Annotated in this window: 26 protein-coding genes and 1 pseudogene; 15 read left to right on the forward strand and 12 right to left on the reverse strand. The window is 67.6% G+C overall.

All coding sequences use genetic code 11. The features are described from left to right. Positions 1–202 precede the first annotated feature (202 nt). The gene (locus AC1VVG_RS12295; protein WP_034190741.1) at positions 203–1,675 is read left to right on the forward strand and encodes a polyhydroxyalkanoate depolymerase; all 1,473 of its coding nucleotides are present in this window, start codon (positions 203–205) and stop codon (positions 1,673–1,675) included. Between the two features lie 81 nt (positions 1,676–1,756). On the opposite strand, the gene AC1VVG_RS12300 is transcribed toward AC1VVG_RS12295, so the two are convergent. Then, positions 1,757–2,389 carry a TetR/AcrR family transcriptional regulator gene (locus AC1VVG_RS12300; RefSeq protein WP_049031880.1) on the reverse strand — a complete coding sequence of 211 codons (633 nt, stop codon included), beginning with the start codon at positions 2,387–2,389 and terminating at the stop codon, positions 1,757–1,759. 156 nt (positions 2,390–2,545) lie between these two features. Between AC1VVG_RS12300 and rsxB the strand changes: the two genes are divergently transcribed. Together rsxB and nth are read left to right on the forward strand one after the other, a co-directional pair. Next, entirely contained in the window at positions 2,546–3,541 is a 996-nt protein-coding gene (rsxB, locus tag AC1VVG_RS12305; protein ID WP_124609476.1) for an electron transport complex subunit RsxB, read from the forward strand. Beyond that, a complete protein-coding gene (nth, locus tag AC1VVG_RS12310; protein ID WP_034190738.1) occupies positions 3,538–4,182 on the forward strand; it encodes an endonuclease III in 645 nt (214 codons plus the stop codon). Before rsxB ends, nth begins: the two co-directional genes overlap by 4 nt. An 82-nt stretch (positions 4,183–4,264) precedes the next feature. Here the strand turns inward: nth and AC1VVG_RS12315 are convergent, their stop codons facing one another. After that, positions 4,265–5,194 carry a DMT family transporter gene (locus tag AC1VVG_RS12315; RefSeq protein WP_034190737.1) on the reverse strand — a complete coding sequence of 310 codons (930 nt, stop codon included), beginning with the start codon at positions 5,192–5,194 and terminating at the stop codon, positions 4,265–4,267. Between the two features lie 177 nt (positions 5,195–5,371). Here AC1VVG_RS12315 and AC1VVG_RS12320 point away from each other — a divergent pair, with 177 nt between their 5' ends. Beyond that, complete coding sequence (locus tag AC1VVG_RS12320; protein WP_376698792.1) at positions 5,372–5,839, forward strand: DUF1841 family protein; 468 nt, start codon at positions 5,372–5,374, stop codon at positions 5,837–5,839. Between the two features lie 87 nt (positions 5,840–5,926). On the opposite strand, the gene AC1VVG_RS12325 is transcribed toward AC1VVG_RS12320, so the two are convergent. Both AC1VVG_RS12325 and AC1VVG_RS12330 read right to left on the reverse strand, forming a co-directional pair. Beyond that, the gene (locus AC1VVG_RS12325; protein ID WP_034190735.1) at positions 5,927–6,286 is read right to left on the reverse strand and encodes a c-type cytochrome; all 360 of its coding nucleotides are present in this window, start codon (positions 6,284–6,286) and stop codon (positions 5,927–5,929) included. A 40-nt stretch (positions 6,287–6,326) separates the two neighbouring features. Next, positions 6,327–6,686, reverse strand: a complete 360-nt coding sequence (locus AC1VVG_RS12330) for a c-type cytochrome (protein WP_011885616.1) — start codon at positions 6,684–6,686, stop codon at positions 6,327–6,329. Positions 6,687–6,930: 244 nt separating this feature from the next. Between AC1VVG_RS12330 and AC1VVG_RS12335 the strand changes: the two genes are divergently transcribed. The 5 genes from AC1VVG_RS12335 to AC1VVG_RS12355 all read left to right on the forward strand — a co-directional run bounded on the left by AC1VVG_RS12335 (position 6,931) and on the right by AC1VVG_RS12355 (position 12,064). After that, a complete protein-coding gene (locus tag AC1VVG_RS12335; RefSeq protein ID WP_482835683.1) occupies positions 6,931–7,773 on the forward strand; it encodes an AAA family ATPase in 843 nt (280 codons plus the stop codon). A 25-nt stretch (positions 7,774–7,798) separates the two neighbouring features. Continuing rightward, positions 7,799–8,974: a vWA domain-containing protein gene (locus AC1VVG_RS12340; protein ID WP_034190734.1), complete on the forward strand. Its 1,176-nt coding sequence runs from the start codon at positions 7,799–7,801 to the stop codon at positions 8,972–8,974. A 58-nt stretch (positions 8,975–9,032) separates the two neighbouring features. Then, positions 9,033–10,244, forward strand: coding sequence for a benzoate/H(+) symporter BenE family transporter (locus AC1VVG_RS12345; RefSeq protein ID WP_482835684.1), 1,212 nt, complete (start codon positions 9,033–9,035; stop codon positions 10,242–10,244). Positions 10,245–10,413: 169 nt separating this feature from the next. Then, positions 10,414–11,367: a transaldolase gene (tal, locus tag AC1VVG_RS12350; RefSeq protein ID WP_049031029.1), complete on the forward strand. Its 954-nt coding sequence runs from the start codon at positions 10,414–10,416 to the stop codon at positions 11,365–11,367. Between the two features lie 241 nt (positions 11,368–11,608). Further along, entirely contained in the window at positions 11,609–12,064 is a 456-nt protein-coding gene (locus tag AC1VVG_RS12355; protein ID WP_034190731.1) for a VOC family protein, read from the forward strand. A 90-nt stretch (positions 12,065–12,154) separates the two neighbouring features. Here AC1VVG_RS12355 and mctP read toward each other — a convergent pair whose 3' ends face one another. The 3 genes from mctP to AC1VVG_RS12370 form a co-directional block, all read right to left on the reverse strand. Further along, a complete protein-coding gene (gene mctP, locus AC1VVG_RS12360) occupies positions 12,155–13,705 on the reverse strand; it encodes a monocarboxylate uptake permease MctP (protein WP_034190730.1) in 1,551 nt (516 codons plus the stop codon). Then, positions 13,702–13,944, reverse strand: coding sequence for a DUF3311 domain-containing protein (locus tag AC1VVG_RS12365; RefSeq protein WP_034190729.1), 243 nt, complete (start codon positions 13,942–13,944; stop codon positions 13,702–13,704). The genes mctP and AC1VVG_RS12365 overlap by 4 nt, the downstream gene beginning before the upstream one ends. A gap of 199 nt (positions 13,945–14,143) precedes the next feature. Next, positions 14,144–15,061: a class I SAM-dependent methyltransferase gene (locus AC1VVG_RS12370; protein ID WP_482835685.1), complete on the reverse strand. Its 918-nt coding sequence runs from the start codon at positions 15,059–15,061 to the stop codon at positions 14,144–14,146. Between the two features lie 136 nt (positions 15,062–15,197). Between AC1VVG_RS12370 and AC1VVG_RS12375 the strand changes: the two genes are divergently transcribed. Continuing rightward, the gene (locus AC1VVG_RS12375; RefSeq protein WP_082744701.1) at positions 15,198–15,452 is read left to right on the forward strand and encodes a hypothetical protein; all 255 of its coding nucleotides are present in this window, start codon (positions 15,198–15,200) and stop codon (positions 15,450–15,452) included. 41 nt (positions 15,453–15,493) lie between these two features. On the opposite strand, the pseudogene AC1VVG_RS12380 reads toward AC1VVG_RS12375, so the two are convergent. Beyond that, a pseudogene (locus tag AC1VVG_RS12380) lies at positions 15,494–15,820 on the reverse strand (DNA-deoxyinosine glycosylase); the annotation flags it as partial. Between the two features lie 155 nt (positions 15,821–15,975). On the opposite strand from AC1VVG_RS12380, the gene AC1VVG_RS12385 reads away from it, so the two are divergent. Together AC1VVG_RS12385 and AC1VVG_RS12390 are read left to right on the forward strand one after the other, a co-directional pair. Next, positions 15,976–16,671, forward strand: a complete 696-nt coding sequence (locus tag AC1VVG_RS12385) for a P-loop NTPase family protein (protein ID WP_049031027.1) — start codon at positions 15,976–15,978, stop codon at positions 16,669–16,671. Positions 16,672–16,747: 76 nt separating this feature from the next. Next, positions 16,748–17,551, forward strand: coding sequence for a hypothetical protein (locus AC1VVG_RS12390; RefSeq protein ID WP_482835686.1), 804 nt, complete (start codon positions 16,748–16,750; stop codon positions 17,549–17,551). A gap of 35 nt (positions 17,552–17,586) precedes the next feature. On the opposite strand, the gene AC1VVG_RS12395 is transcribed toward AC1VVG_RS12390, so the two are convergent. From AC1VVG_RS12395 to AC1VVG_RS12410, 4 genes are all read right to left on the reverse strand, one after another. Beyond that, on the reverse strand, positions 17,587–18,063 hold the full coding sequence (locus AC1VVG_RS12395) for a DNA-deoxyinosine glycosylase (RefSeq protein WP_034190726.1): 477 nt from the start codon (positions 18,061–18,063) through the stop codon (positions 17,587–17,589). Continuing rightward, entirely contained in the window at positions 18,063–18,662 is a 600-nt protein-coding gene (locus AC1VVG_RS12400) for a chorismate--pyruvate lyase family protein (RefSeq protein ID WP_034190830.1), read from the reverse strand. The genes AC1VVG_RS12395 and AC1VVG_RS12400 overlap by 1 nt, the downstream gene beginning before the upstream one ends. 8 nt (positions 18,663–18,670) lie before the next feature. Then, entirely contained in the window at positions 18,671–20,569 is a 1,899-nt protein-coding gene (gene htpG / locus AC1VVG_RS12405; RefSeq protein WP_482835687.1) for a molecular chaperone HtpG, read from the reverse strand. 153 nt (positions 20,570–20,722) lie between these two features. Then, positions 20,723–22,183: an aminotransferase-like domain-containing protein gene (locus AC1VVG_RS12410; protein WP_034190724.1), complete on the reverse strand. Its 1,461-nt coding sequence runs from the start codon at positions 22,181–22,183 to the stop codon at positions 20,723–20,725. Positions 22,184–22,412: 229 nt separating this feature from the next. Here AC1VVG_RS12410 and AC1VVG_RS12415 point away from each other — a divergent pair, with 229 nt between their 5' ends. From AC1VVG_RS12415 to AC1VVG_RS12425, 3 genes are all read left to right on the forward strand, one after another. Next, the gene (locus AC1VVG_RS12415; RefSeq protein WP_049031290.1) at positions 22,413–23,105 is read left to right on the forward strand and encodes a VOC family protein; all 693 of its coding nucleotides are present in this window, start codon (positions 22,413–22,415) and stop codon (positions 23,103–23,105) included. Positions 23,106–23,158: 53 nt separating this feature from the next. Further along, entirely contained in the window at positions 23,159–24,067 is a 909-nt protein-coding gene (locus AC1VVG_RS12420; RefSeq protein WP_034190722.1) for a DMT family transporter, read from the forward strand. A 152-nt stretch (positions 24,068–24,219) separates the two neighbouring features. Continuing rightward, on the forward strand, positions 24,220–25,401 hold the full coding sequence (locus AC1VVG_RS12425; RefSeq protein WP_049031287.1) for an aminotransferase-like domain-containing protein: 1,182 nt from the start codon (positions 24,220–24,222) through the stop codon (positions 25,399–25,401). Positions 25,402–25,406 lie beyond the last annotated feature (5 nt).

The following is a 25,406-nucleotide window of genomic DNA, read 5'->3' on the forward strand; positions in this document are numbered from 1 at the left end:
GGGCGGCTTGGTCAGAGATCGTCAAATCGCAAAATTTTGATGAAAAATCGGGGAAATGTTGCATTGCACCACCCATCGTTGTCCGATATGATCGACGCGATTGTCCGGCCGCACTGCAATATGGCCGGCCGCTGACCCACACGGCACGCCGCGACGCCCCACGCCGCCCTTGCGCTCCGTCCCCCACGCGGGAGTAGTCTGCATGCTTTACCAATTGCACGAATTCCAGCGCGCCATGCTGAGCCCGCTGACGGCCTGGGCCCAGGCCGCGTCCAAATCGTTCGCCAACCCGTCCAGCCCGTTCTCGCTGATGCCCGGCGCGCCGCGCATGGCCGCCGCGTACGAACTGATGTACCGGCTCGGCAAGGATTACGAGAAGCCCGAATTCAACATTCATCAGATCGTCAAGGACGGCCACAACATCCCGATCGTCGAGCAGACGATCGTCGAGAAGCCGTTCTGCCGGCTGCTGCGCTTCAAGCGCTATTCGGACGACGCCGACGCCGTCACGCAACTGAAGGACGAGCCGGTCGTGCTGGTCTGCGCGCCGCTGTCGGGCCACCACTCGACGCTGCTGCGCGACACGGTGCGCACGCTGCTGCAGGACCACAAGGTCTACATCACCGACTGGATCGACGCGCGGATGGTGCCGGTCGAGACGGGTCCGTTCCACCTGCACGACTACATTGCGTACATCCAGGATTTCATCCGTCACATCGGCGCGCGCAACCTGCACGTGATCTCGGTGTGCCAGCCGACGGTGCCGGTGCTCGCGGCGATCTCGCTGATGGCGAGCCGCGGCGAGGATACGCCGCTCACGATGACGATGATGGGCGGCCCGATCGACGCGCGCCGCAGCCCGACGTCGGTGAACTCGCTCGCCACGCAGCACTCGACCGCGTGGTTCGAGAACAACGTGATCCACACGGTGCCCGCGAACTATCCGGGCGAAGGCCGCCAGGTGTATCCGGGCTTCCTGCAGCATACGGGCTTCGTCGCGATGAACCCGGAACGGCACGCGCAATCGCATTGGGATTTCTACCAGAGCCTGCTGCGCGGTGACGAGGACGACGCCGAGGCGCACCGCCGCTTCTACGACGAGTACAACGCGGTGCTCGACATGGCCGCCGAGTATTACCTCGAGACGATCCGCGTCGTGTTCCAGGAATTCCGGCTCGCGGAAGGCACGTGGGACGTCGAAGGCGAACGCGTGCGGCCGCAGGACATCAAGCACACCGCGCTGATGACGATCGAGGGCGAACTCGACGACATCTCGGGCAGCGGCCAGACGCACGTCGCGCACGAGCTGTGCACGGGCATCCCGCAAGACGATCGCCGCACCCTGACCGCCGAGAAATGCGGCCACTACGGGATCTTCTCCGGCCGCCGCTGGCGCACGATCATCTACCCGCAACTGCGCGACTTCATCCGCGAGCATGCGCCGGAGCCGAAACACGGCACGACGAAGGATCATCCGGACGCGCCGGCGGCCACGACGCTCGCGGCCGTGCCGGCCGCCAACGCACCGACCGAGGCGACACGCGCCACGGTCGCGAAGCGCACGCGCGCCAAGGCGCCGGCCAAGGCCGCCGCCCCCGCCAAGGCCGCACCGGCCGCGAAGCGGGCCGCCGAAACCCCGCGCGCAAAAACCGTCCGCACGCGCAAGGCAGCCTGACGCGCTGCGTTCCGACGCAAAAACGCCGCCGTTGCCTGCGCACGGCGGCGTTTTTACATGCGGCGCCCGCTCGCCGGCGCGTCAGCGCCGCAGCAGGTACGCGAGCAGCACCTCGGTGTTCATCCGGACCATCTCCGCGCGCTCGTCGGTATCGGTGAAGTCGCGACCGAGCGTCGCGGCGAGCGTGAAGCGGTTCGACACGATGTAGTAGCCGAGCCCCGACAGCGTCACGTAGAAGCGCAGCGGATCGACGTCGCCGCGGAACAGCCCGGCCTTCTGGCCGCGCATCAGCACGTTGCCGAGCTTCGCGACGATCGGCGACATCATCTCGCGGATCCGCGTCGACTTGTGCAGGTAGCGCGCTTCGTGCAGGTTCTCGTTGTTGATGAGCCTGAGCAGCTCCGGATGGTCGCGGTAGTAGTCCCAAACGAAATGCGCGAGCCGCGTGACGGCTTCGACCGGCGCGACGCCGTCGAGATCGAGCACGCGCTCGGCCTCGGTCAGCGCGGAGAACGCGTGTTCGAGCACGGCCGTGAACAGTTGTTCCTTGCTGCCGAAGTAGTAATAGAGCATGCGCTCGTTGGTTTCGGCCCGGCGCGCAATCTGGTCGACGCGTGCGCCGAACAGCCCTCCACTCGCGAACTCTTCGGCGGCCGCCATCAAGATGCGGCGGCGCGTACCTTCAGGATCTCTTTTGATTTTTGGCTGATTCATGGTGGCGTTTTGCTATGTGAGCCGCTTGATCCGGACCGGCACCCCCACCGCCTCGGCGCCGGCCGCCCTGGAACGGGCGCGCCGCGTGCGGCCGCCCTCCTGCTGAGCCCCTGCAAAAAAGCGGTTCGATTATGCGCACAGACGGCGTCCAGCGCAATGCGGGAAATCGGCGATAATCGAGCTTTGGCAAACCTTTCCGGCCGCGCCCCGCACGGCCGAGAGCCATTCGGCGCTGCTGCGCCCGTTGTCACCGTGACCGATTCCAAAACCCTCGCGGATCGCATCGAAGATCTGCTGCCCCAGACGCAATGCACGAAGTGCGGCTATAACGGCTGCCGTCCGTACGCCGAGGCGATCGCCGCCGGCGACGCAAACTACAACCAGTGCCCGCCCGGCGGCGCCGAAGGCATCGCGCGCCTCGCGGGCCTGCTCGGCAAGCCGGTGATTCCGCTGAATCCCGTCAATGGCAGCGAACATCCGCGCGCGGTCGCCTTCATCGACGAAAGCCTGTGCATCGGTTGCACGCTGTGCATGCAGGCGTGCCCGGTCGACGCGATCGTCGGCGCGCCGAAGCAGATGCACACGATCATCGAAGCGCAGTGCACCGGTTGCGATCTGTGCGTGCCGCCGTGCCCGGTCGACTGCATCGCGATGCTGCCCGTGACGGGCGAGCGCACCGGCTGGGATGCGTGGTCGCAGGAGCAGGCCGACGCCGCGCGCGAACGCCACGACCTGCGGCTCGCACGCCAGCGCCGCGAACGCGAAGCCGCCGAGGCCCGCGCCGCCGCCCGCCGCGCGGCCAGTGTCGCGAAGCCGGCCGCGGGCCCCCACCCGGCGGCCCCGCCGGACGCCCCGGCCGCCGACGACGCCGAAGCGAAGAAACGCGCGATCATCGCCGCCGCGCTCGAACGCGCGCGCAAGAAGAAGGAAGAACTGTCCGGGCAAGGCGCCGGGCCGAAGAACACCGAAGGCGTGAGCGCAGCCGTCCAGGCCCAGATCGACGCGGCCGAGGCGCGCCGCAAACGGCTCGCCGAACAGCAGGCGCGGCGCGACGCCGACGCCGCGGCGGCAAGCGGCAACGATCAACCGAACGACGCAGGCAACGACGACCCAGGCAGCCCATCCGCGCCGCCCGACCAGAACGCCCCATGAACGCCAGCAAACGACGCGCGATCTACGAAACGCTGCAGAGCCTCAATCCGCATCCCACCACCGAACTCGAATACTCGACGCCGTTCGAGTTGCTGATCGCCGTGATGCTGTCCGCGCAGGCGACCGACGTATCGGTCAACAAGGCGATGCGGAAGATGTTCCCGGTCGCGAACACCCCGCGACAAATCGTCGCGCTTGGCGAGGAAGGCGTCACCGAGTACATCAAGACGATCGGCCTGTACCGGACCAAGGCGAAGAACGTGGTCGCGACGAGCCGGATCCTGCTCGAGCGCTACGACGGCGAGGTGCCGGCCGATCGCGAAGCGCTCGAAGGCTTGCCGGGCGTCGGCCGCAAGACCGCGAACGTCGTGCTGAACACCGCGTTCGGCCAGCCGACCATCGCGGTCGACACGCATATCTTCCGCGTCGCGAACCGCACGGGGCTCGCGCCGGGCAAGGACGTGCGGGCCGTCGAGACCGCACTCGAGAAGTTCACGCCGAAGGAATTCCTGCAGGACGCGCATCACTGGCTGATCCTGCACGGGCGCTATGTGTGCAAGGCCCGCAAGCCCGAATGCTGGCACTGCGCGATCGAGCCGTTGTGCGAATTCCGGCCGAAGACGCCGCCGCCCAACGAGTAAGCGTCAGGCCCGCCGGCGACACGCGATGCGGGCCGGCACCGCAGGCGCCGACGCGGCGCCCGCGTCGCGCCCCCCCCCCCGACTACGCGTTCGACGTCGCGGTCGCATCGTCGGCGGCCGCGCCGCCTGCGCGCACGAGCGCCAGCACCGCCGCCAGAATCGCGACGCCGCCCGCCCACTGCAGCGGCGACAACGCTTCCCCGAACAGCAGCGCCGCGAGCGCGACCGTCACGACCGGCTCGAGCGTCGACAGCATCGACGTCCGCGCGGCCCCGAGCCGTTCGAGCCCGGAGAAGAACGCGAGCATGGCCGCGACCGTCGACACCAGCGCGATCGCGAGCATCGCCGCCCAGCCGCCGCTCGTCGCGGGCCAGCGCGGTGGCGCGCCGAACGCGGCGGTCCGCACGACGGCGATCACCACGAGCGTGGCGGTCGCCGACAGGCAGATGATCGCCGTCGTCGCGAGCGGATCGACGCCGCGCGTCGCCTTCGTGCCGCCGACGATGTACAGCGAATAGATCACCGCGGCCGCCAGCGCGAGCGCGATCCCGAGCGGCTCGCCATGCCCGCCGCCGACCATCAGCGCGGAACCCGCGACGCACAGCACGAGCGCGACGGCCTTCGCGCGCGTCAGGCGCTCGCCCAGCCACCACGCGGCCAGCAGCGTGACGAACGCCGGATACAGGTACAGCAGCAGCGCGACGAGGCTCGCCTGCGCGTGCTGCAGCGCGCTGAAATAGCAGAACGACTGCCCGACGTAGCCGAGCGCGCCCATCGCGACGAGCGGCACGAGCGCGCGTCCGCGCGGCCAGGCGACGCGACGATGTCGCGCGATCGCGGCCAGCACCGCGCCGCCGATCGCGAAGCGCACGATCAGCAGCCCGAGCACGTCGACACCGGCCGCATACGCGTAGCGGCCGAAAATCGCCATCGCGCCGAACGCGGCCGCGGACAGCGCGACATAAAGCGCGCCCTGCAGGGCGGCGGACGACGGGCGGGCGGTGGCGGTCATGATGAAACGGGCGAGCGAGGCGCCGGGGCAGGAACCGTCGGAGTGTAGCGGCGCGGCGGCCGCCCGCCTAGCCCGCGCTTGCCCGCCGCGCCGCGCGGGGCAGCCGCGACCGGTGCTGGCGGCACCGCCGCGCCGCCAGCGCCGTCCGCCGACCCGGCGTACAATGCCCGACGCGGCATGAGGCCGCCCGAATCACGACGTTTCCCCACCATGTTCAATCCAAGTCGCGACGACGTGCGTCGCTTTTTCACCGAGACCTGGCGCAAGCAGCGCGCGGGCGAGATCCTGACGCCGCTGGAAGCGATGGCCGCCGACTGGATCGTCGAGCATCCCGAATACCACGACGAACTCGCCGACGCCGACGGCGCGGCCGCGCGCAACTACACGCCCGAGGAAGGCCGGACGAACCCGTTCCTGCACCTGTCGATGCACCTCGCGATCAGCGAGCAGCTGTCGATCGACCAGCCGCCCGGCATCCGCGCCGCGCACGACAAGCTGGCCGCGAAGCTCGACTCGACCCACGACGCGCAACACGCGATCATGGAATGCCTCGGCGAGACGATCTGGGAAGCGCAGCGCACGAACACGCCGCCCGATACCGACGCGTACCTGCAGCGCATCCTGCGCCGCGCGTCCCGCGACTGAGCGCCGGGGCCGGCCCGATCGCGGGCAAAAAAATACCCCGCCGAGGCGGGGCATGCTTGCTGCGCGGGCCGCCGAGGCCCGGCACGCTTACTTCTTGAACACGAGGTCGGTTTCCTTCAGCGACTCGATGTAGGCCGCGATGTCCTTCATGTCGCTGACCGACAGGTTCTGCACCTGGGCCTGCATGATCGCGTTGTTGCGGCCGAGCAGCGGGTTCGTCAGCCCCATCTGGTACTGGCGCATCGACCACACGAGGTAGTCGGCGTGCTGGCCGGCCAGGCGCGGATATTCGGCGTTGATCGGCTTGTTCAGCTGCGCGCCGTGGCAGGCCGCGCAGTTGTGCGACTCGACCAGTTCCTTGCCCTTCGAGATGTCCGCTGCGTGCGCGGTACCGATCGCGAGGCCGGCCGCCAGTGCAACCGCCGCCGTCTTGAATGCGTTGTTCATGAATGCTCCTGTCCCGCCGGGAAGATCGGCGGCGCGCGCTTTACTTGTAGGGATTGTCCTTCGTGTCGGCCTTCTGGGCGGCGTAGTAGGCCGCCAGATCCGCGATGTCCTGGTCCGTCAGCGAACCGGCGATCGCATTCATCGACGGGAAGTGACGATCCTTCTTGCGGTAGGCCTTCAGCGCGTTCTCGAGGTATTGCTGGTTCTGGCCGCCCAGGACAGGCACCCGGTAGACCTCCGGATACGCCGCGCGGTAGTCCTGGATGCCGTGGCAACCGATACACATGGCGGCCTTGCTCGCCCCGTCCTTCGGGTTGCCGACCACACCGGCCGCCTGCGCGCTGCCCGCGAGCGCCACGAGCGCTGCGACAACGACGTGTTTGCCGACGAATTTGTTCATAGCTCTTGTAACCTAGCTTGAGGGGAAACTGGCGCCGAAGCGGCAACGGCCCGCGCCGTTTTGCTTGTCGGTCGCCACGCAGGCCAAAAAAAACGGCCAGATTGTACCGCGTCGGCAGGGAACGCGTCCATACGGCGCCCCCGTTCGCCCCGCCACAGCCCCGCAACGATACGCGGGCGCGGCCCAACCGGACAGCCCTTCTGACTTATACTGGGTTTTTTTCCCGATGAAGAAGAGCGCCGCCATGCGTTTCGAAGGGTCCTCGCACTACGTCGCCACCGACGATCTGAAGCTCGCGGTCAATGCCGCGCTGACGCTGCAACGCCCGCTGCTGATCAAGGGCGAGCCCGGCACCGGCAAGACCATGCTCGCAGAGGAAGTGGCCGCCGCGCTCGACATGCCGCTGCTGCAGTGGCACATCAAGTCGACCACCAAGGCGCAGCAGGGCCTGTACGAATACGACGCGGTGTCGCGGCTGCGCGATTCGCAGCTCGGCGACGAGCGCGTGAAGGACATCTCGAACTACATCGTGAAGGGCGTGCTGTGGCAGGCGTTCGACGCCGAGCATCCGAGCGTGCTGCTGATCGACGAGATCGACAAGGCCGACATCGAATTCCCGAACGACCTGCTGCGCGAGCTCGACCGGATGGAATTCCACGTGTACGAGACGCGCGAGACGGTGCGCGCGAAGCACCGCCCGCTCGTGATCATCACGTCGAACAACGAGAAGGAGCTGCCCGACGCGTTCCTGCGCCGCTGCTTCTTCCACTACATCCAGTTTCCCGACCCGTCGACGATGCAGAAGATCGTCGCGGTGCACTTTCCCGACATCCGCGAGGAGCTGCTGCGCGCGGCGCTCGAGAGTTTCTTCGAATTGCGCGGCGTGTCGGGCCTGAAGAAGAAGCCGTCGACGTCCGAGCTGCTCGACTGGCTCAAGCTGCTGCTCGCCGAGAACATCCCGGCCGACGCGCTGCGCGGCACGGACGCGAAGCAGATCGTGCCGCCGCTCGCGGGCGCGCTGCTGAAGAACGAGCAGGATCTGAGCCTGCTCGAACGGCTCGTCTACATGAACCGGCACAACCGGTAATCCACTCACCCGCGAAGGCCCGGCCATGCTGCTCAATTTCTTCTACGCGCTGCGCGCAGCCAAGCTGCCCGTCTCGGTGAAGGAATACCTGACGCTGCTCGAATCGCTGAAGGCCGGGCTGATCTCGCCGTCGATCGACGCGTTCTACTTCCTCGCGCGGATGACGCTCGTCAAGGACGAGCAGTATTTCGACAAGTTCGACCAGGCGTTCGGCGCGTATTTCCACGGCGTGTCCGCGCTGCCGTCCGAGGCGTTCGACATTCCGCTCGACTGGCTCGAGAAGCGCCTCGAGCGCGAGCTGTCGCCGGAGGAAAAGGCGCAGATCGAGGCGATGGGCGGGCTCGACAAGCTGATGGAGCGGCTGAAGGCGCTGCTCGACGAGCAGAAGGAACGCCACGAAGGCGGCAACAAGTGGATCGGCACGGGCGGCACGTCGCCGTTCGGGCACGGCGGCTACAACCCCGAAGGCGTGCGCATCGGCGGCCCGTCGAACGGCAACCGCACCGCGGTGAAGGTGTGGGAGGCACGCGCCTATCGCGACTACGACGATTCGGTCGAGATCGGCACGCGCAACATCAAGGTCGCGCTGCGGCGGCTGCGCCGCTTCGCGCGCGAAGGCGCGGCGGAAGAGCTCGACCTGCCCGGCACGATCCGCAGCACGGCCGCGAACGCGGGCTGGCTCGACCTGCGGATGGTGCCCGAGCGCCACAACAACGTGAAGGTGCTGATGCTGCTCGACGTCGGCGGCTCGATGGACGACCACATCAAGCGCACCGAAGAGCTGTTCTCGGCCGCGAAGGCCGAATTCAAGCATCTCGAATTCTTCTACTTCCACAACTGCGTGTACGACCACCTGTGGAAGAACAACCGCCGCCGCCACTCGGAGCGCACCGCGACGTGGGACGTGCTGCACAAGTTCACGCCCGACTACAAGCTGATCTTCGTCGGCGACGCGACGATGAGCCCGTACGAAGTGCTGCAGCCCGGCGGCTCGGTCGAATACAACAACCCGGAAGCCGGCGCCGTATGGCTGCGCCGGCTGGCCGACCAGTTCCCCCATCATGCATGGCTGAACCCCGAGCCCGAGCGGCTATGGGAGTACCGGCAGTCGGTCGCGGTGATCCGCGACCTGCTCGGCCATCGCATGTATCCGCTCACGCTCGCGGGCCTCGAAACCGCGATGCGCGCACTCAGCAAGTAACGCCACCCCACTCGCACCAAACAAGGGCCGCGTCCGAGCGGCCTCCCCCGGAGATAGCATGAATCCCTCGCCCACCGCGAGCGTCAGCCGCGCCGGCGGCCGCCGCTTTTTCGCCGATACGTCCGTGTCGGCGCTCGTCGCCGGCTTCGTCGCGATGATGACCGGCTACACGAGTTCGCTCGTGCTGATGTTCCAGGCCGGCCGCGCCGCCCACCTCACGGACGCGCAGATCTCGTCGTGGATCTGGGCGCTGTCGATCGGCATGGCGCTGACGACGATCGGCCTGTCGTTGCGGTTTCGCGCGCCCGTCGTCGTCGCGTGGTCGACGCCCGGCGCCGCGCTGCTGATCGCGTCGCTGCCCGGCGTGCCCTACGCCGAGGCGATCGGCGCGTTCGTCGTGTGCGCGCTGCTGCTGACGGCCGTCGGCATGAGCGGCCTGTTCGACACGCTGATGCGCCGGATTCCGGCCGGCATCGCCGCCGCGCTGCTCGCGGGCATCCTGTTCGAGATCGGCATCGAGATCTTTCGCGCCGCGCAGTTCCAGACCGCGCTCGTGCTCGCGATGTTCTTCACCTACCTGATCGTCAAGCGGCTCGCGCCGCGTTATGCGATCGTGACCACGCTGATCGTCGGCACGGCGGTGGCCGGCGGCCTCGGCCTGCTCGACTTCAGCCGCTTCCACATCGCGCTCGCGCAACCGGTGTTCACGATGCCCGCGCTCTCGATCGCGTCGATCGTCAGCATCGGCATTCCGCTGTTCGTCGTCGCGATGGCGTCGCAGAACGTGCCGGGCATCGCGGTGCTGCGCGCGGACGGCTACCCGACACCGTCGTCGCCGCTGATCGCGACGACCGGCCTCGCGTCGCTGCTGCTCGCGCCGTTCGGCTCGCACGGCGTGAACCTCGCGGCGATCACGGCCGCGATCTGTACGGGCCCCGAAGCGCACGAGGATCACGCGAAGCGCTACACGGCCGCCGTGTGGTGCGGCATGTTCTACCTGGTCGCCGGCATCTTCGGCGCGACGATCGCCGCGCTGTTCGCGGCGCTGCCGAAGGCGCTCGTGGTATCGGTCGCCGCGCTCGCGCTGTTCGGCTCGATCATGAGCGGGCTCGCGAACGCGATGCAGGACGTGAAGCAGCGCGAGGCCGCGCTCGTCACGTTCATGGTCACCGCGTCGGGCCTCACGCTGCTGTCGATCGGCTCGGCGTTCTGGGGGCTCGTCGCGGGGATCGTCACGCAGGTGATCCTGAACGCGCGGCGCCCCGCGTGACGCGGCTCGCGGCCTGTCGCGGCGTGCCTCGGGCACGCCAAAACGTGCTCGACACGAATCGGGCCTAAAATGATGGATCCGGAAGCGGCGCCGCGCGCCGCTTCGCTTCGCCGCCGCGCTCGCGCGGCCCGTGAGAACCCGGCGCCCCGCGCCCTTCTTCCGAATCGCCATGACTACCGCACTCGACCAGCTGAAGCAGTACACGACCGTCGTCGCCGACACGGGCGACTTCCAGCAGCTTGCGCAATACAAGCCGCAGGACGCGACCACGAACCCGTCGCTGATCCTGAAGGCCGTCCAGAAGGATGCGTACAAGCCGATCCTCGAGAAAACCGTCCGCGATCACCGCAACGAAAGCACCGATTTCATCATCGACCGCCTGCTGATCGCCTTCGGCACCGAGATCCTGAAGCTGATCCCGGGCCGTGTGTCGACCGAAGTCGACGCGCGCCTGTCGTTCGACACGCAACGCTCGATCGACAAGGGCCGCGAGCTCATCAAGCTTTACGAAGCAGCCGGCATCGGCCGCGACCGCATCCTGATCAAGCTCGCATCGACGTGGGAAGGCATCCGCGCGGCCGAGGTGCTGCAGAAGGACGGGATCAAGTGCAACATGACCCTGCTTTTCTCGCTCGTGCAGGCCGCCGCGTGCGCGGAAGCCGGCGCGCAACTGATCTCGCCGTTCGTCGGCCGCATCTACGACTGGTACAAGAAACAGGCCGGCGCGGAATGGAACGAAGAGAAGGACGGCGGCGCGAACGATCCGGGCGTGCAGTCGGTGCGCCGCATCTACACGTACTACAAGACGTTCGGCTACAAGACCGAAGTGATGGGCGCGAGCTTCCGCACCACGAGCCAGATCACCGAACTCGCCGGCTGCGACCTGCTGACCATCAGTCCCGATTTGCTGCAGAAGCTGCAGGACAGCAACGAGACGGTCGCGCGCAAGCTGTCGCCGGAATCGCTGCAGGACAAGCCGTCCGAGCGCGTCGCGATCGACGAGGCGTCGTTCCGCTTCCAGCTGAACGACGAAGCGATGGCGACCGAGAAGCTCGCGGAAGGCATCCGCGTATTCGCCGCCGACGCGGTGAAGCTCGAGAAGCTGATCGACGCGCTGCGCTGACCCGCCACGCGCGTCAGCGGCTGTCAGCAACACGGGCAACAGCCGTCGGCAAGCACACCGCACACGGCCGCGAACGGGATGTTCGCGGCCGTTTTTATTTTTCATTCCATCGTCAAGCGCGCGCACTACAATCCACGTCACGGGTGCGGCGGCCGCCTCCCGATGCGCCCTTCCCCAGTCAATCTTGCACGACGCCGAACCCGCGCCGACGCGCTGGCACGGCCCATTACAGGAGACAACGATGCAAGTCCAACCGTACCTGACGTTCTACGGTCGCGCCGACGAAGCCCTTCAGTTCTACGAAAAGGCGCTCGGTGCGAAGACCATGTTCAAGATGCACTTCAAGGATGGGCCGCCGAACCCCGACCACCCGATGTCGCCGGAGATGGCCGACAAGGTGATGCACGCGAGCTTCACGATCGGCGACTCGATGATCATGTGCTCGGACGGCGACTGCAGCCAGCCGGCCGGCGCCGCGCACGCCGGTTATTCGCTGTCGCTGAACCCGGCGACGGTCGACGAAGGGCAGAAGCTGTTCAATGCGCTCGCCGACGGCGGCGAAGTGACGATGCCGTTCGGCAAGACGTTCTGGGCGCTCGGCTTCGGGATGGCGAAGGATCGTTTCGGCGTGCACTGGATGGTCAACGTCGAGGACCTGTCGCAACGCGAGGCACTCGCGAAACACGCGCAGGGCTGATGCAAAAGGAACGCCCGCCACGTTGCGGTGGCGGGCGTTTTCGTTGCCGCGCGACGCATGCGCGGCACACCGCCGCGCATGCCGCCGCCGTCAGCCCTCGACGACGTCGAGATAGTCCTCCGGCCGCGTGCGGTCTTCCGCGTGCGCCATGCCCATCACGCGCACCAGCACGCTCACCGCCACCGCCACCACCAGGTTCACGATCAGCGACCAGACGGCCGCGTAGCCGGGAATCGCGAGGCCGAACAGGTGGATCGTGAAGATCGAGCCGGCCAGCTTCAGCGAAATCGCCATCCACGTGCCGCACACGATGCCTGCCGCCCAGCCGGCCAGCAAACCGCGATGGTCGAGCACGCGCGTGTACAGGCCGAGCACGATCGCAGGCAGCGTCTGGATGATCCAGATCCCGCCGAGCAGCTGCAGCTGGATCGCGTAGGTCAGCGGCAGCCCGAGGATGAACGCGACCGCGCCGACCTTCACGATCAGCGACACGAGCTTCGCGACGTGCGTCTCCTGCTCGTGCGTCATGTTGCGGTTCACGAACTCGCGGTGGATGTTGCGCGTGTACAGGTTCGCGGCCGCGATCGACATGATCGCCGCCGGCACCAGCGCACCGATGCCGATCGCCGCGAACGCGACGCCGACGAACCACGACGGGAAGTACTCGAGGAACAGCGCGGGCACCGCGAAGTTCGGACCGAACGCCTTGAAGTACGGCGCGTACTGCGGCATGTCCTTCACACCCGACGCGAGCGCCATGTAGCCGAGCAGCGCGAGCAGGCCGAGCACGAACGAGTACGCGGGCAGCATCGCCATGTTGCGGCGAATCGAGTTGCCCGACGACGACGACAGGATCGCCGTGACCGAGTGCGGGTACAGGAACAACGCGAGCGCCGAGCCGATCGCGAGCGTCGCGTACGCGCTGTAGCCGTTCAGGCTCGCCGCATCGGGCGCCTTCAGCAGCAGCTTCGCCGGCGGCACGCTCGCGAAGATGTGCCCGAAGCCGCCGAGTTTCGCCGGGATCACGACGACCGCCGCCGCGATCGTGATGTAGATCAGGATGTCCTTCACGATCGCGATCATGGCCGGCGCGCGCAGCCCCGACGTATACGTGTACGCGGCGAGGATCGCGAACGCGATGATCAGCGGCAGGTCGCCGACGAAGCCGGTCGTGTCGAAGCCGAGCGCGCCGATCACCACTTCGATGCCGACGAGCTGCAGCGCGATGTACGGCATCGTCGCGACGATGCCCGTCACCGCGATCGCCAGCGCGAGCATCCGGCTGCCGTAGCGCGCGTTGACGAAGTCGGCGGACGTCACGTAGCCGTGCCGCTTCGCGATGCTCCACAGCTTCGGGAACACGACGAACGCGAACGGATAGATCAGGATCGTATAAGGCAGCGCGAAGAAGCCCATCGCGCCGGCGCCGAACACGAGCGCGGGCACCGCGACGAACGTGTAGGCCGTGTAGAGGTCGCCGCCGAGCAGGAACCACGTGACGATCGTGCCGAAGCGGCGTCCGCCGAGGCCCCATTCGTCGAGATGGGCGAGATCGCCGCGCCGCCAGTTCGCGGCCAGGAAACCGATGATCGTGACGCCGATGAACAGCAGGACGAAGACGAAGGTTGCGCCGAGATTCATCGCGCACCTCCCTGCGGGCCGCCCGCCTTCCACGCGTTCTTGGTCTTGAAGTACACGAACGCGGTGATCACCGCGCTGATGAAGACCCAAAGCAGCTGATACCAGTAGAAAAACGGAAAACCGAACATCTGCGGTTCGATCTTGCTGTACGACGGTACCCAGACCATCGCAATCAGCGGCAGTACCAGCAGCCAGAGCCAGCGCTTCGCGGCCCGGTTGGCGTCGGCATCGTGAGCCATGACGTCTCCTCTTCTTTCCCGGATATCGATCTTGTTGAGCGGGTACGGCGCCGGGAGGAGCGGCGAAACGGGTAGGCTGCGGCTCCCCTGGCTTCGCGCCAGTATAGGAGCCGCGAGCACGCGGTCAAGCAGGGGCGAACCCGAGGTGATCCGCCCCTTGTCGCATGGTTGCACCGGGCTGCCGCCGGTGCGTGAAGCGTCAGATCGCGAACGAGGTGTCGCGTGCGCCGGTCGTTTCTTTCAAAGCTTTCACCCACTTGCGCGCGGGCAGCTTCAGCGTGTCCTCGATCAGCTTCGCGCGGGCGTCGAGCTGCGCGAACGGCACGTCGAGCGCCGGACCCGAGAACGCGATCGCGATCCGGTTGCCGTCGTGCACTTCGGGCAGCGCGATCACGCGATGATCGAACGCCGCGTTCAGGTGCTTCATGTTGCGCACGAAGCTCGGATGATCGCCGAACAGGTTGATCGTCGCGATGCCCGCCTCCGCGAGACAGCCGCGCACCGCGCGGTAGAACGCGACGCTGTCGAGCACGGGGCCGCGCGCGGTCGCGTCGTACAGGTCGATCTGGATCGCACCCGTCGTGCCGCGGTTGGCCGGGTCGTTGACGAAGTCCCACGCGTCGGCTTCATGCACGACGAGGCGCGCGTCGTCGGGCGGCAGCGCGAACATCGTGCGCGCGGCGACGATCACGGCCGGATTCAGTTCGACGGCCTCGACCTTCGCGTCCGGCAGGAAACGGTGCGAGAACTTGGTCAGCGCGCCGGTGCCGAGCCCGAGCTGGACGATCCGCTCGGGCGTTTCGAGGAACAGCAGCCATGCCATCATCTGCTGCGCGTATTCGAGCTCGATGGCGAGCGGCTTCGAGATCCGCATCGCGCCCTGCACCCATTCGGTACCGAAGTGCAGGAAGCGCACGCCGCCTTCTTCGGAGAACGTAACGGGCGCGAAGCGCAGCTTGCGCGGCGCTTCGAGCACCGGCACGTCGTCGTGTTCGTCGATGTCCGGGCGACGCTTCACGCGCGGCGGCTGGAGCTTTTCGGAGCCGTTGTACGAGGACGGCTTGCCTTGCTTGAATGCACGCGCCTCGGCGGACGCGCGCTTGATCAGTCGGGTCATGATTGAATCTCGCTGGGTGATGCTGGTTTTGGCGGACGAGAGGATAGCATTGGTGCGTGATGGCGGCCGCGACGCGCGGTGCACGATCCCGGATGCCGTCGACGCGAGGCTGCCTTCACCGATCGAAGGAGGACACATGACATCGAACGACAGGAAGATCTGGTTTCCGGCGAAACGCTACGGCTGGGGATGGGGTTTGCCGGTCGCGTGGCAGGGCTGGGTCGTGCTGCTGCTGTTCGCGGCCGGCATCATCGCGACTGCGTGGCGGGTGCCGCCGCAACGCTCGCCGCTTGCATACGCCGTTTGCATCGCGGTGTGGGTCGCGCTGCTGATTGCGGTGTGCTGGCTCAAAGGCGAGAAGCCCCGGTGGCGATGGGGCGAGGACGATTGACGATCGTGCCGAACCGGCATCGGCCGTCGACGCCGGAATTCCAGCCCCCGCTCGAACGACGGCATTGCCTTCGCCGGGCTCGACGAAGGCAGCACGAGCGTCTCGTACCCGGCCTGGCCGATCACGTCGGCAAACCGCCCCGCCGTCTTGCCGTTGAAGCACACGCGCTTCAGCCGCGGCGCATGCTCGCGCGACGAATCGAAATCGTTCGGTCTTGCTTTCCGGATCGCCGAATCGAGACTGCCCTGGCGATGGCAGGCATCGAGCACGTCCCGGATGCCGATGCCATGCGAAAGCACGCACACGAGCCGCGCGTCGTACGACAGCGCATGCAGCATCGGCTCGCCGAGCAGCCGCCAGAACGGGTTGCCATTTTGTTCAGTTTGACATCGGCGTCGGTCAGACAGCATGCTGCTGTCGCACCTGCACGCTCTTTCGACGTGACCTGTACGCAGTATCGTCATCGAAGCCTGCCAACATCCGTTCCGGCCATACCTGCTCCATCACACGGGATTTCGCATTCATGAGTCACATCCACTTCATCGGCGGGGAAAAAGGCGGCGTCGGCAAATCGCTCGCCGCCCGTGTGCTGGCCCAGTATTTCATCGATCGGAGCGTGCCCTTCGTGGGCTTCGATACCGACCGATCGCACGGCGCGCTACTGCGGTTCTATGCCGATTTTGCCGCGCCTGCCGTGCTCGACCAGCACGACAGCCTCGATCCGGTCATGGAATCGGCGCTCGAAGATCCGCAGCGGCGCATACTGGTCGACCTCGCGGCCCAGACGCGGCAGTCGCTCGCAAGATGGCTCGACGATTCGGACGTGCTGGATTTTGCCGCAGAACACGGCCTCACGTTGACGTGGTGGCACGTGATGGACACCGGACGCGATTCGGTCGATCTGCTGCGGCAATGGCTCGACGAATTCGGTGGACGAATCAAGCTGGTGCTGGTACTGAATGAAGTTCGCGGCGATCGCTTCGAGATTCTGGAGGCGTCCGGCGAACGCGAGCGGGCCGAGGCCCTCGGCGCCAGCGTGATTACGCTGCGCCGCCTGCCCGATACGACGATGCAGAAGATCGATCGTCAAAGCGCGAGCTTCTGGGCGGCGGTCAATCATCCCGACCGCGCCGCCACGGGGCTCGGCTTGCTGGAGCGACAGCGCGTCAAGGTCTGGCTGCATCGTACTTACGAGGAGCTGGGCACGCTCGCCTTGTAGTGCGGGGCCGCTGCGACGGCGCGGCGGGTGCGGCGAGTGGCCGGAATGGCTCATGCGGGGAAACTTGGAGGTTGCGATGGCCGATCACGACAGACCGCATCCACTCCGTCCGTTCCTGAAAAATTGGGTTTGGGAGCACGGCCGGATCGGGACGCGCTATCTCGACTGCGTCGATGGCGAAATCAAGTTCGATGCAGGCAAGAAATCGCATTTCGCTGCCGAGCAATATATCTACGTGCCGCTGGGCAAGAACACTGACGACGACGCATCCGCGGAGGGTCCCGCGATCCACGAGGAAGGACTTGCCCGCTTTTTGCGGGCAGCGCAGCTGGGAACGCCAGGGGAAGCCGGTTCCGTAGCGGAGGTTCAGCGTGCGGTGCAGGACTGCGTGGAAATCGGCCTGTTCAGCGCGTATCAATGGGAGGCTCGACAGGCATTTGCCCGCTACGCGCAGGAACCCATGTTCGAGGACGAGATCCGCGCGGCGGTCGTCGACGACATCCGGCGAACGTACGTCGCCATGCGAGAGCAGCTGGCGCTGTACGACTTCAGTGTGCTCTACGGCTTGCCCACGCCGCTGCTGATCAGCGATACACCCTTCATCGACTGGCGCGTGATCGCCAGTCCGGCACTTCCGTTCGTATCGCTTCCGCTGGGACCTTACTGCCTGCTGGTGGGCGCGCCGTCGGGCAGGAGTAGCCGAATCGGCCCGGTGGTCTGGAAGGCCGCTGCCGCGATGGGCCCGTTGAAGGACCACAACCGCCGGATCGAAGAGCACGCGCGTCTGTGGCTGGTGGCGACCACCGACGACCCACTCGTCGCCGCACAGGGTCGCATCACCGCGGCCAGGGGCGCCAGGCACCTGCCGCCGCCCGCCTGATAGCGCTGCTTCACCGACCCGGCCTCCACCGCGCCTCAGGTGCGAAGTGCACGCCAGAGCACCAGTTTCTGTTCGAACGACAACGTCGCGTTCGCTGGACTCGACGAAGGCAATACGAGCGTTTCATAACCCGCCGCGCCGATTACATCGGCAAACCGCCCCGCCGTCTTGCCGTTGAAGCAGACTTTCTTCAGCAACGGCGCGTGCTCGCGCAACGAAGCAAAGTCGTTCGGCTTCGCATTCCGGATCGCCGAATCGAGACTGCCTTGTCGATGGCAGGCATCGAGCACGTCCCAGACGCCGATGCCGTGCGCAAGCACGCGTTCGAGCCGTGCGTCATACGCGAGTTCGTGCAGCCCGGGTTCGCCGAGCACCGCGCCGAGCAGCCGCCAGAACTGGTTGCGTGGATGCGCGTAGTACTGCGCGGCATCGAGCGACGCCTCGCCCGGAAAGCTCCCGAGAATCATCGTGTGCGTATCCGGCGCGACGACCGGCGGAAAACCCCGCAGCATCACGCGTCCCCACGCGGCCCGACGGAGCGCGGCCCGTCGCCGTGCGCGGCGAGATGGCGCCACAGCGCCGGCAGCATGCACTCGGTGACCATCAGCGGCTTGCCGTGACGCTGAAACACCGAACGCCGCGCCGCGAACGCATGCGGCGCGCGCGCGCCGATGCCGAGCGCATGGCTCGCGAGCGCATACAGCGGATGACCGGCGATCACGCGCCGGCTGACGAGCGCCGAGCGCTCGACCTGCGGATCGCTGTACAGCAGCTCCGCGAGCGGCCGCGTGCGCAGCCGCCGCATCGCCTGCCACACGCCCTTGCTGGCCGCGAGCGGCGCGATGCTGTGCGCGGCGACGTACGGCACGCCGTCGACCGACAGGATCACCTCGCGCACCCACATCGGCGCGCGCGGCGCACAGGCAAGCGCGTCCGGCTCGTCGAACCACGGACCGTCGACGGCCTCGCGCGTCACGCGCACGCTCACGCGGCCGAGCCGCGCGAGATGGGCCGTCAGCGATCCGCCGCGCGTCAGCCAGTCGCGCTGGTCGAGCGAGCAGCCCGGCCGCGGCGTCTCGCGCCAGCCGGCCTGACCGCCGTCGAATCGCATGCGCGGATTCACGCGGCGCGCGACAGCAGCAGCGCGTTGGTCCGCTTCACGAAGCTCGCCGGATCGTCGAGCATGCCGCCTTCGGCCAGCAGCGCCTGCTCGAACAGCAGATGGCACCAGTCGCCGAAATCGGCGCTGTCGGCGTTCAGCTGCTTCACGAGCGCGTGATCGGGATTGATCTCGAGGATCGGCTGCATCGCCGGCGCGTTCTGCCCTGCGGCCTTCAGCATCCGCTGCAGGTAGCCGCTCATGTCGTTGTCGTCCGCGACGAGGCACGACGGCGAATCGGTCAGGCGGAACGTGACGCGCACTTCCTTCACCTTGTCGCCGAGCGCTTCCTTCATCTTCTCGACGACCGGCTTGATCGCTTCGCCCGCCTGCTCCTGCGCCTTCTTCTCCTCGTCGTTCAGCTCGCCGAGATCGAGATCGCCGCGGGCCACGCTCGCGAGCGGCTTGCCGTCGAATTCATGCAGGAACGACAGCATCCATTCGTCGACGCGATCGGTCAGCAGCAGCACCTCGACGCCCTTCTTGCGGAACACTTCGAGGTGCGGGCTGTTCTTCGCGGCCTGCCACGTATCGGCCGTCACGTAGTAGATCTTGCTCTGCTCGGGCTTCATGCGCGACACGTAGTCGGCGAGCGACACGTCCTGAGCGTCGGTGTCGCCGTGCGTCGACGCGAAGCGCAGCAGCTTCGCGATGCGCTCGCGGTTCGCGTGATCCTCGCCGAGGCCTTCCTTCAGCACCTGGCCGAACGCGCCCCAGAACGTCTTGTACTTTTCCTTGCCGGTTTCGTCTTCCGCATTGGCGAGTTCCTCGAGCATCGACAGCGCGCGCTTGGTCACGCCTTCGCGGATCGCCTTCACGTCGCGGCTTTCCTGCAGGATCTCGCGCGACACGTTCAGCGGCAGGTCGGCCGAATCGACGACGCCCTTCACGAAACGCAGGTATTGCGGCAGCAGCTGCTCGGCGTCGTCCATGATGAACACGCGCTTCACGTACAGCTTCAGGCCGCCGCGATAGTCGCGGTTCCACAGGTCGAACGGCGCGTGCGACGGCACGAACAGCAGTTGCGTGTATTCGCTGCGGCCCTCGACGCGGTTGTGCGTCCAGGTGAGCGGATCCTGGTGATCGTGCGCGATGTGCTGGTAGAACTGCGTGTACTGCTCGTCGGTGACGTCGCTCTTCGAACGCGTCCACAGCGCGCTCGCCTGGTTGACGGTCTCGTCCTCGTCCTTCAGGACCATCTCGCCCTTTTCCTGATCCCATTCTTCCTTGCGCATCAGGATCGGCAGCGCGATGTGATCGGAGTACTTCTGGATGATCGAGCGCAGGCGGTGCGACGACAGCAGCTCGTCCTCGCCCTCGCGCAGGTGCAGCGTGATCGTCGTGCCGCGCTGCGCGCGCTCGATCGCGTCGATCGTGAAGTCGCCCTCGCCCGCGCTTTCCCAGCGCACGGCTTGGTTCGCCGGCAGGCCGGCGCGGCGCGTCTCGACGGTGATCTTGTCCGCGACGATGAAGCCCGAGTAGAAACCGACGCCGAACTGGCCGATCAGCGCCGCGTCCTTCTGCTGGTCGCCCGACAGCTTCGTGAAGAATTCCTTGGTGCCCGAGCGCGCGATCGTGCCGAGGTTCGCGATCGCCTCGTCGCGGCTCATGCCGATGCCGTTGTCGTCGATCGTGATGGTGCGCGCGGCCTTGTCGTAGCCGATGCGGATGCGCAGGTTCGGATCGTTCTCGTACAGCGCGTTGTCCGCGAGCGCTTCGAAACGCAGCTTGTCGACCGCGTCGGACGCGTTCGACACCAGTTCGCGCAGGAAGATTTCCTTGTTGCTGTAGAGCGAATGGATCATCAGGTGGAGGAGTTGCTTGACCTCTGCCTGAAAGCTCATCGTTTCATGTGCCATGGATGCTGTTTCCTCTTACTTGAACAGGGATGGTGTGGCGCAGGCGCCCGGGGCGCGATGCCCGCGAGTCCGTGGAGGACGACCGCCCGGCGCCAGCGGTTTGCGCGCGTATCTGGGGACGGCGCGCGCGATTTCAAGACACGACGCGCCGCGTCACGACGCGCGCCGCACCGCCGAGTCGATATAGCCGGCCAGCAGCCCCGGCAGCGCCGGATCGCCGCAGTTCGCGACATTGAAGCGCATCCAGGTCGACGGCGACTGCTGCGGCGAGAACAGGCTGCCCGGCGTCAGCAGGAAGCCGGCCTCGTGCGCGACCGCCGCGAGCGCGTCCGAATCGACGCCCGTGTCGGCCCACAGGAACATCCCGGCCGCCGGCATCGTGAACAGCCCGAGCCCGGTGCGCTCGAGCATCCGCGCGGTCTTGTCGCGCACGCCGTCGAGCCGCGCGCGCAGCCGCTCGACGTGGCGCCGGTAATGCCCTTCGGTCAGGATCTTGTACAGCACGCGCTCGTTGAGCTCGGGCGTCGTCATCCCGACCAGCATCTTCTGGTCGGTGACCGCCTTCGCGATCTCCGGCGCGCACGCCACGTAACCGACCCGCAGGTTCGCCGCGAGCGTCTTCGAATAGCTGCCGAGGTAGATCACGCGCTTCAACTGGTCGAGGCTCGCGAGGCGCGTGGCCGGATAACTCGGCGGGCACAGGTCGCCGTACACGTCGTCCTCGACGACGAGGAAATCGTACGCCTCCGCGAGCTTCAGGATCCGGAACGCCTGCGCGGCCGACAACGACGTGCCGGTCGGGTTCTGCAGCACCGAGTTGATCACGAGCATCTTCGGCCGCCACATCTGCACCAGCGTTTCGAGCGCGTCGAGATCGGGGCCGTCGGGCGTGTACGGCATCCCGACGAGCTGCGCGCCCTGCGCCGCGAAGCGCCCGAACATCTGGAACCACGCGGGATCGCCGACGATCACCGCGTCGCCGGGCCGCATGTAGATCCGCGAAATCAGGTCGATCGCCTGCGTGATCCCCGAGACGAGCACGATCTGCTCGGGTTTCGCGCCGATCTCGACTTCGGCGAGGCGCGTCTGCAGTTGCTGGCGCAGCGGCAGGAAGCCCTGCGCGGTGCCGAAACCGAGCATCTGCGCGCCCGACTGGCGCCCCAGCGCGCGCAGCGCGCCGGTGATCAGCTCGCCGTCGAGCCAGCGGCCCGGCAGGTAGCCGAGGCCCGGCCCCTTCTCCGGGCTGACGGTGTGCAGCATGTTGCGCAGCAGCCAGACGACGTCGATCGTGTTGTGCACGGGCGCGGCCTCGGCCACGCGCGCGACGCCGTCGGCCGGCTGCGGGCCGGCGCCCGTGCGCTCGCGCACGTAGAAGCCCGAGCCGCGCCGCGAGTCGAGGTAGCCCTGCGCGACGAGGCGCTCGTACGCCTCGACGACGGTGAAACGCGACACGCTCTTGTCGAGCGCGAGCTTGCGGATCGACGGCATCCGCATGCCGGGACGGAACACGCGTTCGTCGATGCGCCGCCGCGCCCACTGGACCAGCTGGTCGACGAGCGTGAGCGTGGCCGTGTCGTGCGGCGCGGGAATCTGGGCGAGTGGGACGATGGACATGGGCGGCAGCTCCAACTGTACCGAAGGCTATCGCGCCGATTGTACCGTTACTGTGCCGGTAACGCCGATTACAGTTGACCGGAATGGCGCGCGTGCGGCCGTCGTTCCGGCCCCGCCGCACCGGCGCCGCGCCGCCCGGCCCGGGTCGCGGCCGGTGCGCCGGCCAGGCCGGCTACCGCCCGGCGCCTCGCCCGCCTACCATGACACTTTCGCTTCCCGACCGACGTTCATGCCAGCCCGCTCCCTGACACTCGACCATCTCGTGATCGCCGCGCGCACGCTCGACGAAGGCGTTCGCCATGTCGCCGACGCGCTCGGCATCGAACCGGCCGGCGGCGGCCGCCACCCGCTGATGCGGACCCACAATGCGCTGTTCGGCGCGTGGGGCGGGCTCTACCTCGAAGTGATCGCGATCGACCCCGACGCGCCCGCCGCGGACGACGGCGCGAAGCCGCCGCGCGCACGGCTGTTCGGCCTCGACGATCCGGCGATGCACGCGCGGCTCGCGCAGGGCCCGTTCCTCGCGCACTGGGTCGCGCGCGTCGACCGCCCGCGCCAGCTTGCCCTGTGGCAGAGCCAGTACCCGGCCCGCATCGCGCCCGTGGTCGCGATGAGCCGCGGCGACCTGCGCTGGGGCCTCACGGTGCCCGACGACGGCAGCTTCCCCGCCTGGCAGGGCTCGGGCGACGGGCTCGCGCCGTCGCTGATCCAGTGGGACAGCCCGCGCCACCCGGCCGAGTCGCTGCCGGGCAACGGCGTCGCGCTGAAGGCGCTCAAGGGCACCCACCCGCGTGCCGACGTCATCCGCGAGCAGCTCGACTGGCTCGGCGCCGCCCAGCTGCTCGATCTCGACGCGGGTGAAGGTCCGCCCGCGCTCGTGGCCGAATTCGATACGCCGCAAGGCGCCCGTACGCTGCGCTGAACGCGCCGCCGCGTTCCCGACGACAACGACCTGCAATACGGAGACACCGCCACATGAATTCGCGCGAAACCCGGGGCATGCTGCTCGGCCTGATCGGCGTGATGATCTTCAGCCTGACGCTGCCGATGACGCGAATCGTCGTGTCCGAACTCAACCCGCTGCTCAACGGGCTCGGCCGCGCGCTCGCCGCCGCCGTGCCGGCCGGCCTGCTGCTGTGGTGGCGCCGCGAGGCGCTGCCGACCCGCGCGCAACTGAAAAGTCTCGCGATCACGTCGGCCGGCGTGATCATCGCGTATCCGGTGTTCTCCGCGTGGGCGATGAAATCGGTGCCGGCGTCGCACGGCGCGGTCGTCAACGGGCTGCAGCCGCTGTTCGTCGCGCTGTACGCGGCGTGGCTGTCGCACGAGCGGCCGTCGAAGGCGTTCTGGGCCAGCGCGGTCGCGGGCAGCGCGCTCGTGATCGCGTTCGCGCTGCGCGACGGCGGCGGCACCCTGCAGGCCGGCGACGCGCTGATGCTCGTCGCGGTCGGCATCGGCGCGCTCGGCTACGCGGAAGGCGCGCGCCTCGCGCGCCAGATCGGCGGCTGGCAGGTGATCTGCTGGGCGCTCGTCGTGTCGGCGCCGTTCCTCGTGCTGCCGGTCGGCTGGCTCGCGTGGATGCAGCATGCCGCGCATCCGGGCCCGCTCGCGCCGCGCACGTGGCTCGCGTTCGGTTACGTGACCCTTTTTTCGCAATTCATCGGCTTTTTCGCCTGGTATGCGGGGCTCGCGATGGGGGGCACCGCACGTGTCGGCCAGGTGCAGCTGCTGCAGATTTTCTTCACGATCGCCTTTTCCGCCCTGCTGTTCGGCGAGACCGTCACGCCGTCGACGTGGCTGTTCGCGGCGGCCGTGATCGCCACCGTGGTGCTCGGGCGCCGCTCGGCGGTGGCCACGGCCCCGCGTCCCGCTCGCGCCGGTTGATGAGGTGCGCCATAATGTTTGTTTTGCCTGATCGGTTTTGCCCACCCGGCCGCGAAGGCTCGATCGCGCTCGCGCCTGCCCACCCGGCGGTGTCGAAACGATTCGCCCGAACGACCTTTCTTGACTGACCACGATATCCGAACGAGGAGACTATGAATCCGAGCGACCTGCATCCGCCGCACTGGCAGCTTTCCGAACGCGCCCGCAAGCTGACGAGCTCTGCGATCCGCGAGATCCTGAAGGTCACGGAACGCCCCGAGGTCATCTCGTTCGCCGGCGGCCTGCCCGCCCCCGCGACGTTCCCGGCCGAGCGCATGCGCGCCGCCGCCGACCGCGTGCTGCGCGACGCGCCGGCCGCCGCGCTCCAGTACAGCGCGACCGAAGGCTACCTGCCGCTGCGCGAATGGATCGCCGAGCGCTACAGCGTGCGCGTGTCGCAGGTGCTGATCACGACCGGCTCGCAGCAGGCGCTCGACCTGCTCGGCAAGGCGCTCGTCGATCCGGGCAGCCCGATCCTGGTCGAAACGCCGACCTACCTCGGCGCGCTGCAGTCGTTCTCGCTGTACGAGCCGCGCTACGTGCAGGTGCCGACCGACGAACAGGGCCTGCTGCCGGAAGGCCTGACGCCCGAACTCACGCAAGGCGCGCGCCTGCTGTACGCGCAACCGAACTTCCAGAACCCGACCGGCCGCCGCCTGCCCGTCGAGCGCCGCCGCGCGCTCGCCGCGTTCGCGCAGTCGAGCCCGTTCCCGGTGCTGGAGGACGATCCGTACGGCGCGCTGAACTATCGCGGCGAACCGCTGCCGACGATGCTGTCGATGGCGCCCGACCACGTCGTGCACCTCGGCACGTTCTCGAAGGTGCTCGCACCGGGCCTGCGGATCGGCTACATCATCGCGCCCGAGGAACTCCACTTCAAGCTCGTGCAGGCCAAGCAGGCCACCGACCTGCACACGCCGACGCTCACGCAGCGCATCGCGCACGAAGTGATCAAGGACGGCTTCCTCGACGAGCACATCCCGACGATCCGCGAGCTGTACAGCGCGCAGTGCGACGCGATGCTCGGCGCGCTGGCGCGTCACATGCCGGAAGGCGTCACGTGGAACCGCCCGGAAGGCGGGATGTTCATCTGGGTGAACCTGCCCGCGCAGATCGACAGCATGAAGCTGCTCGCCGCGGCCGTCGACAACCACGTCGCCTTCGTGCCGGGCGCGCCGTTCTTCGCGGACGACGCGCAGCAGAACACGCTGCGCCTGTCGTTCGTGACGGTGCCGCCCGAGAAGATCGAGGAAGGCGTCGCGCGCCTCGGCAAGCTGCTGCGCGAGCGCCTCTGATCCCC

The organism is Burkholderia sp. L-4 (genome assembly GCF_056856535.1).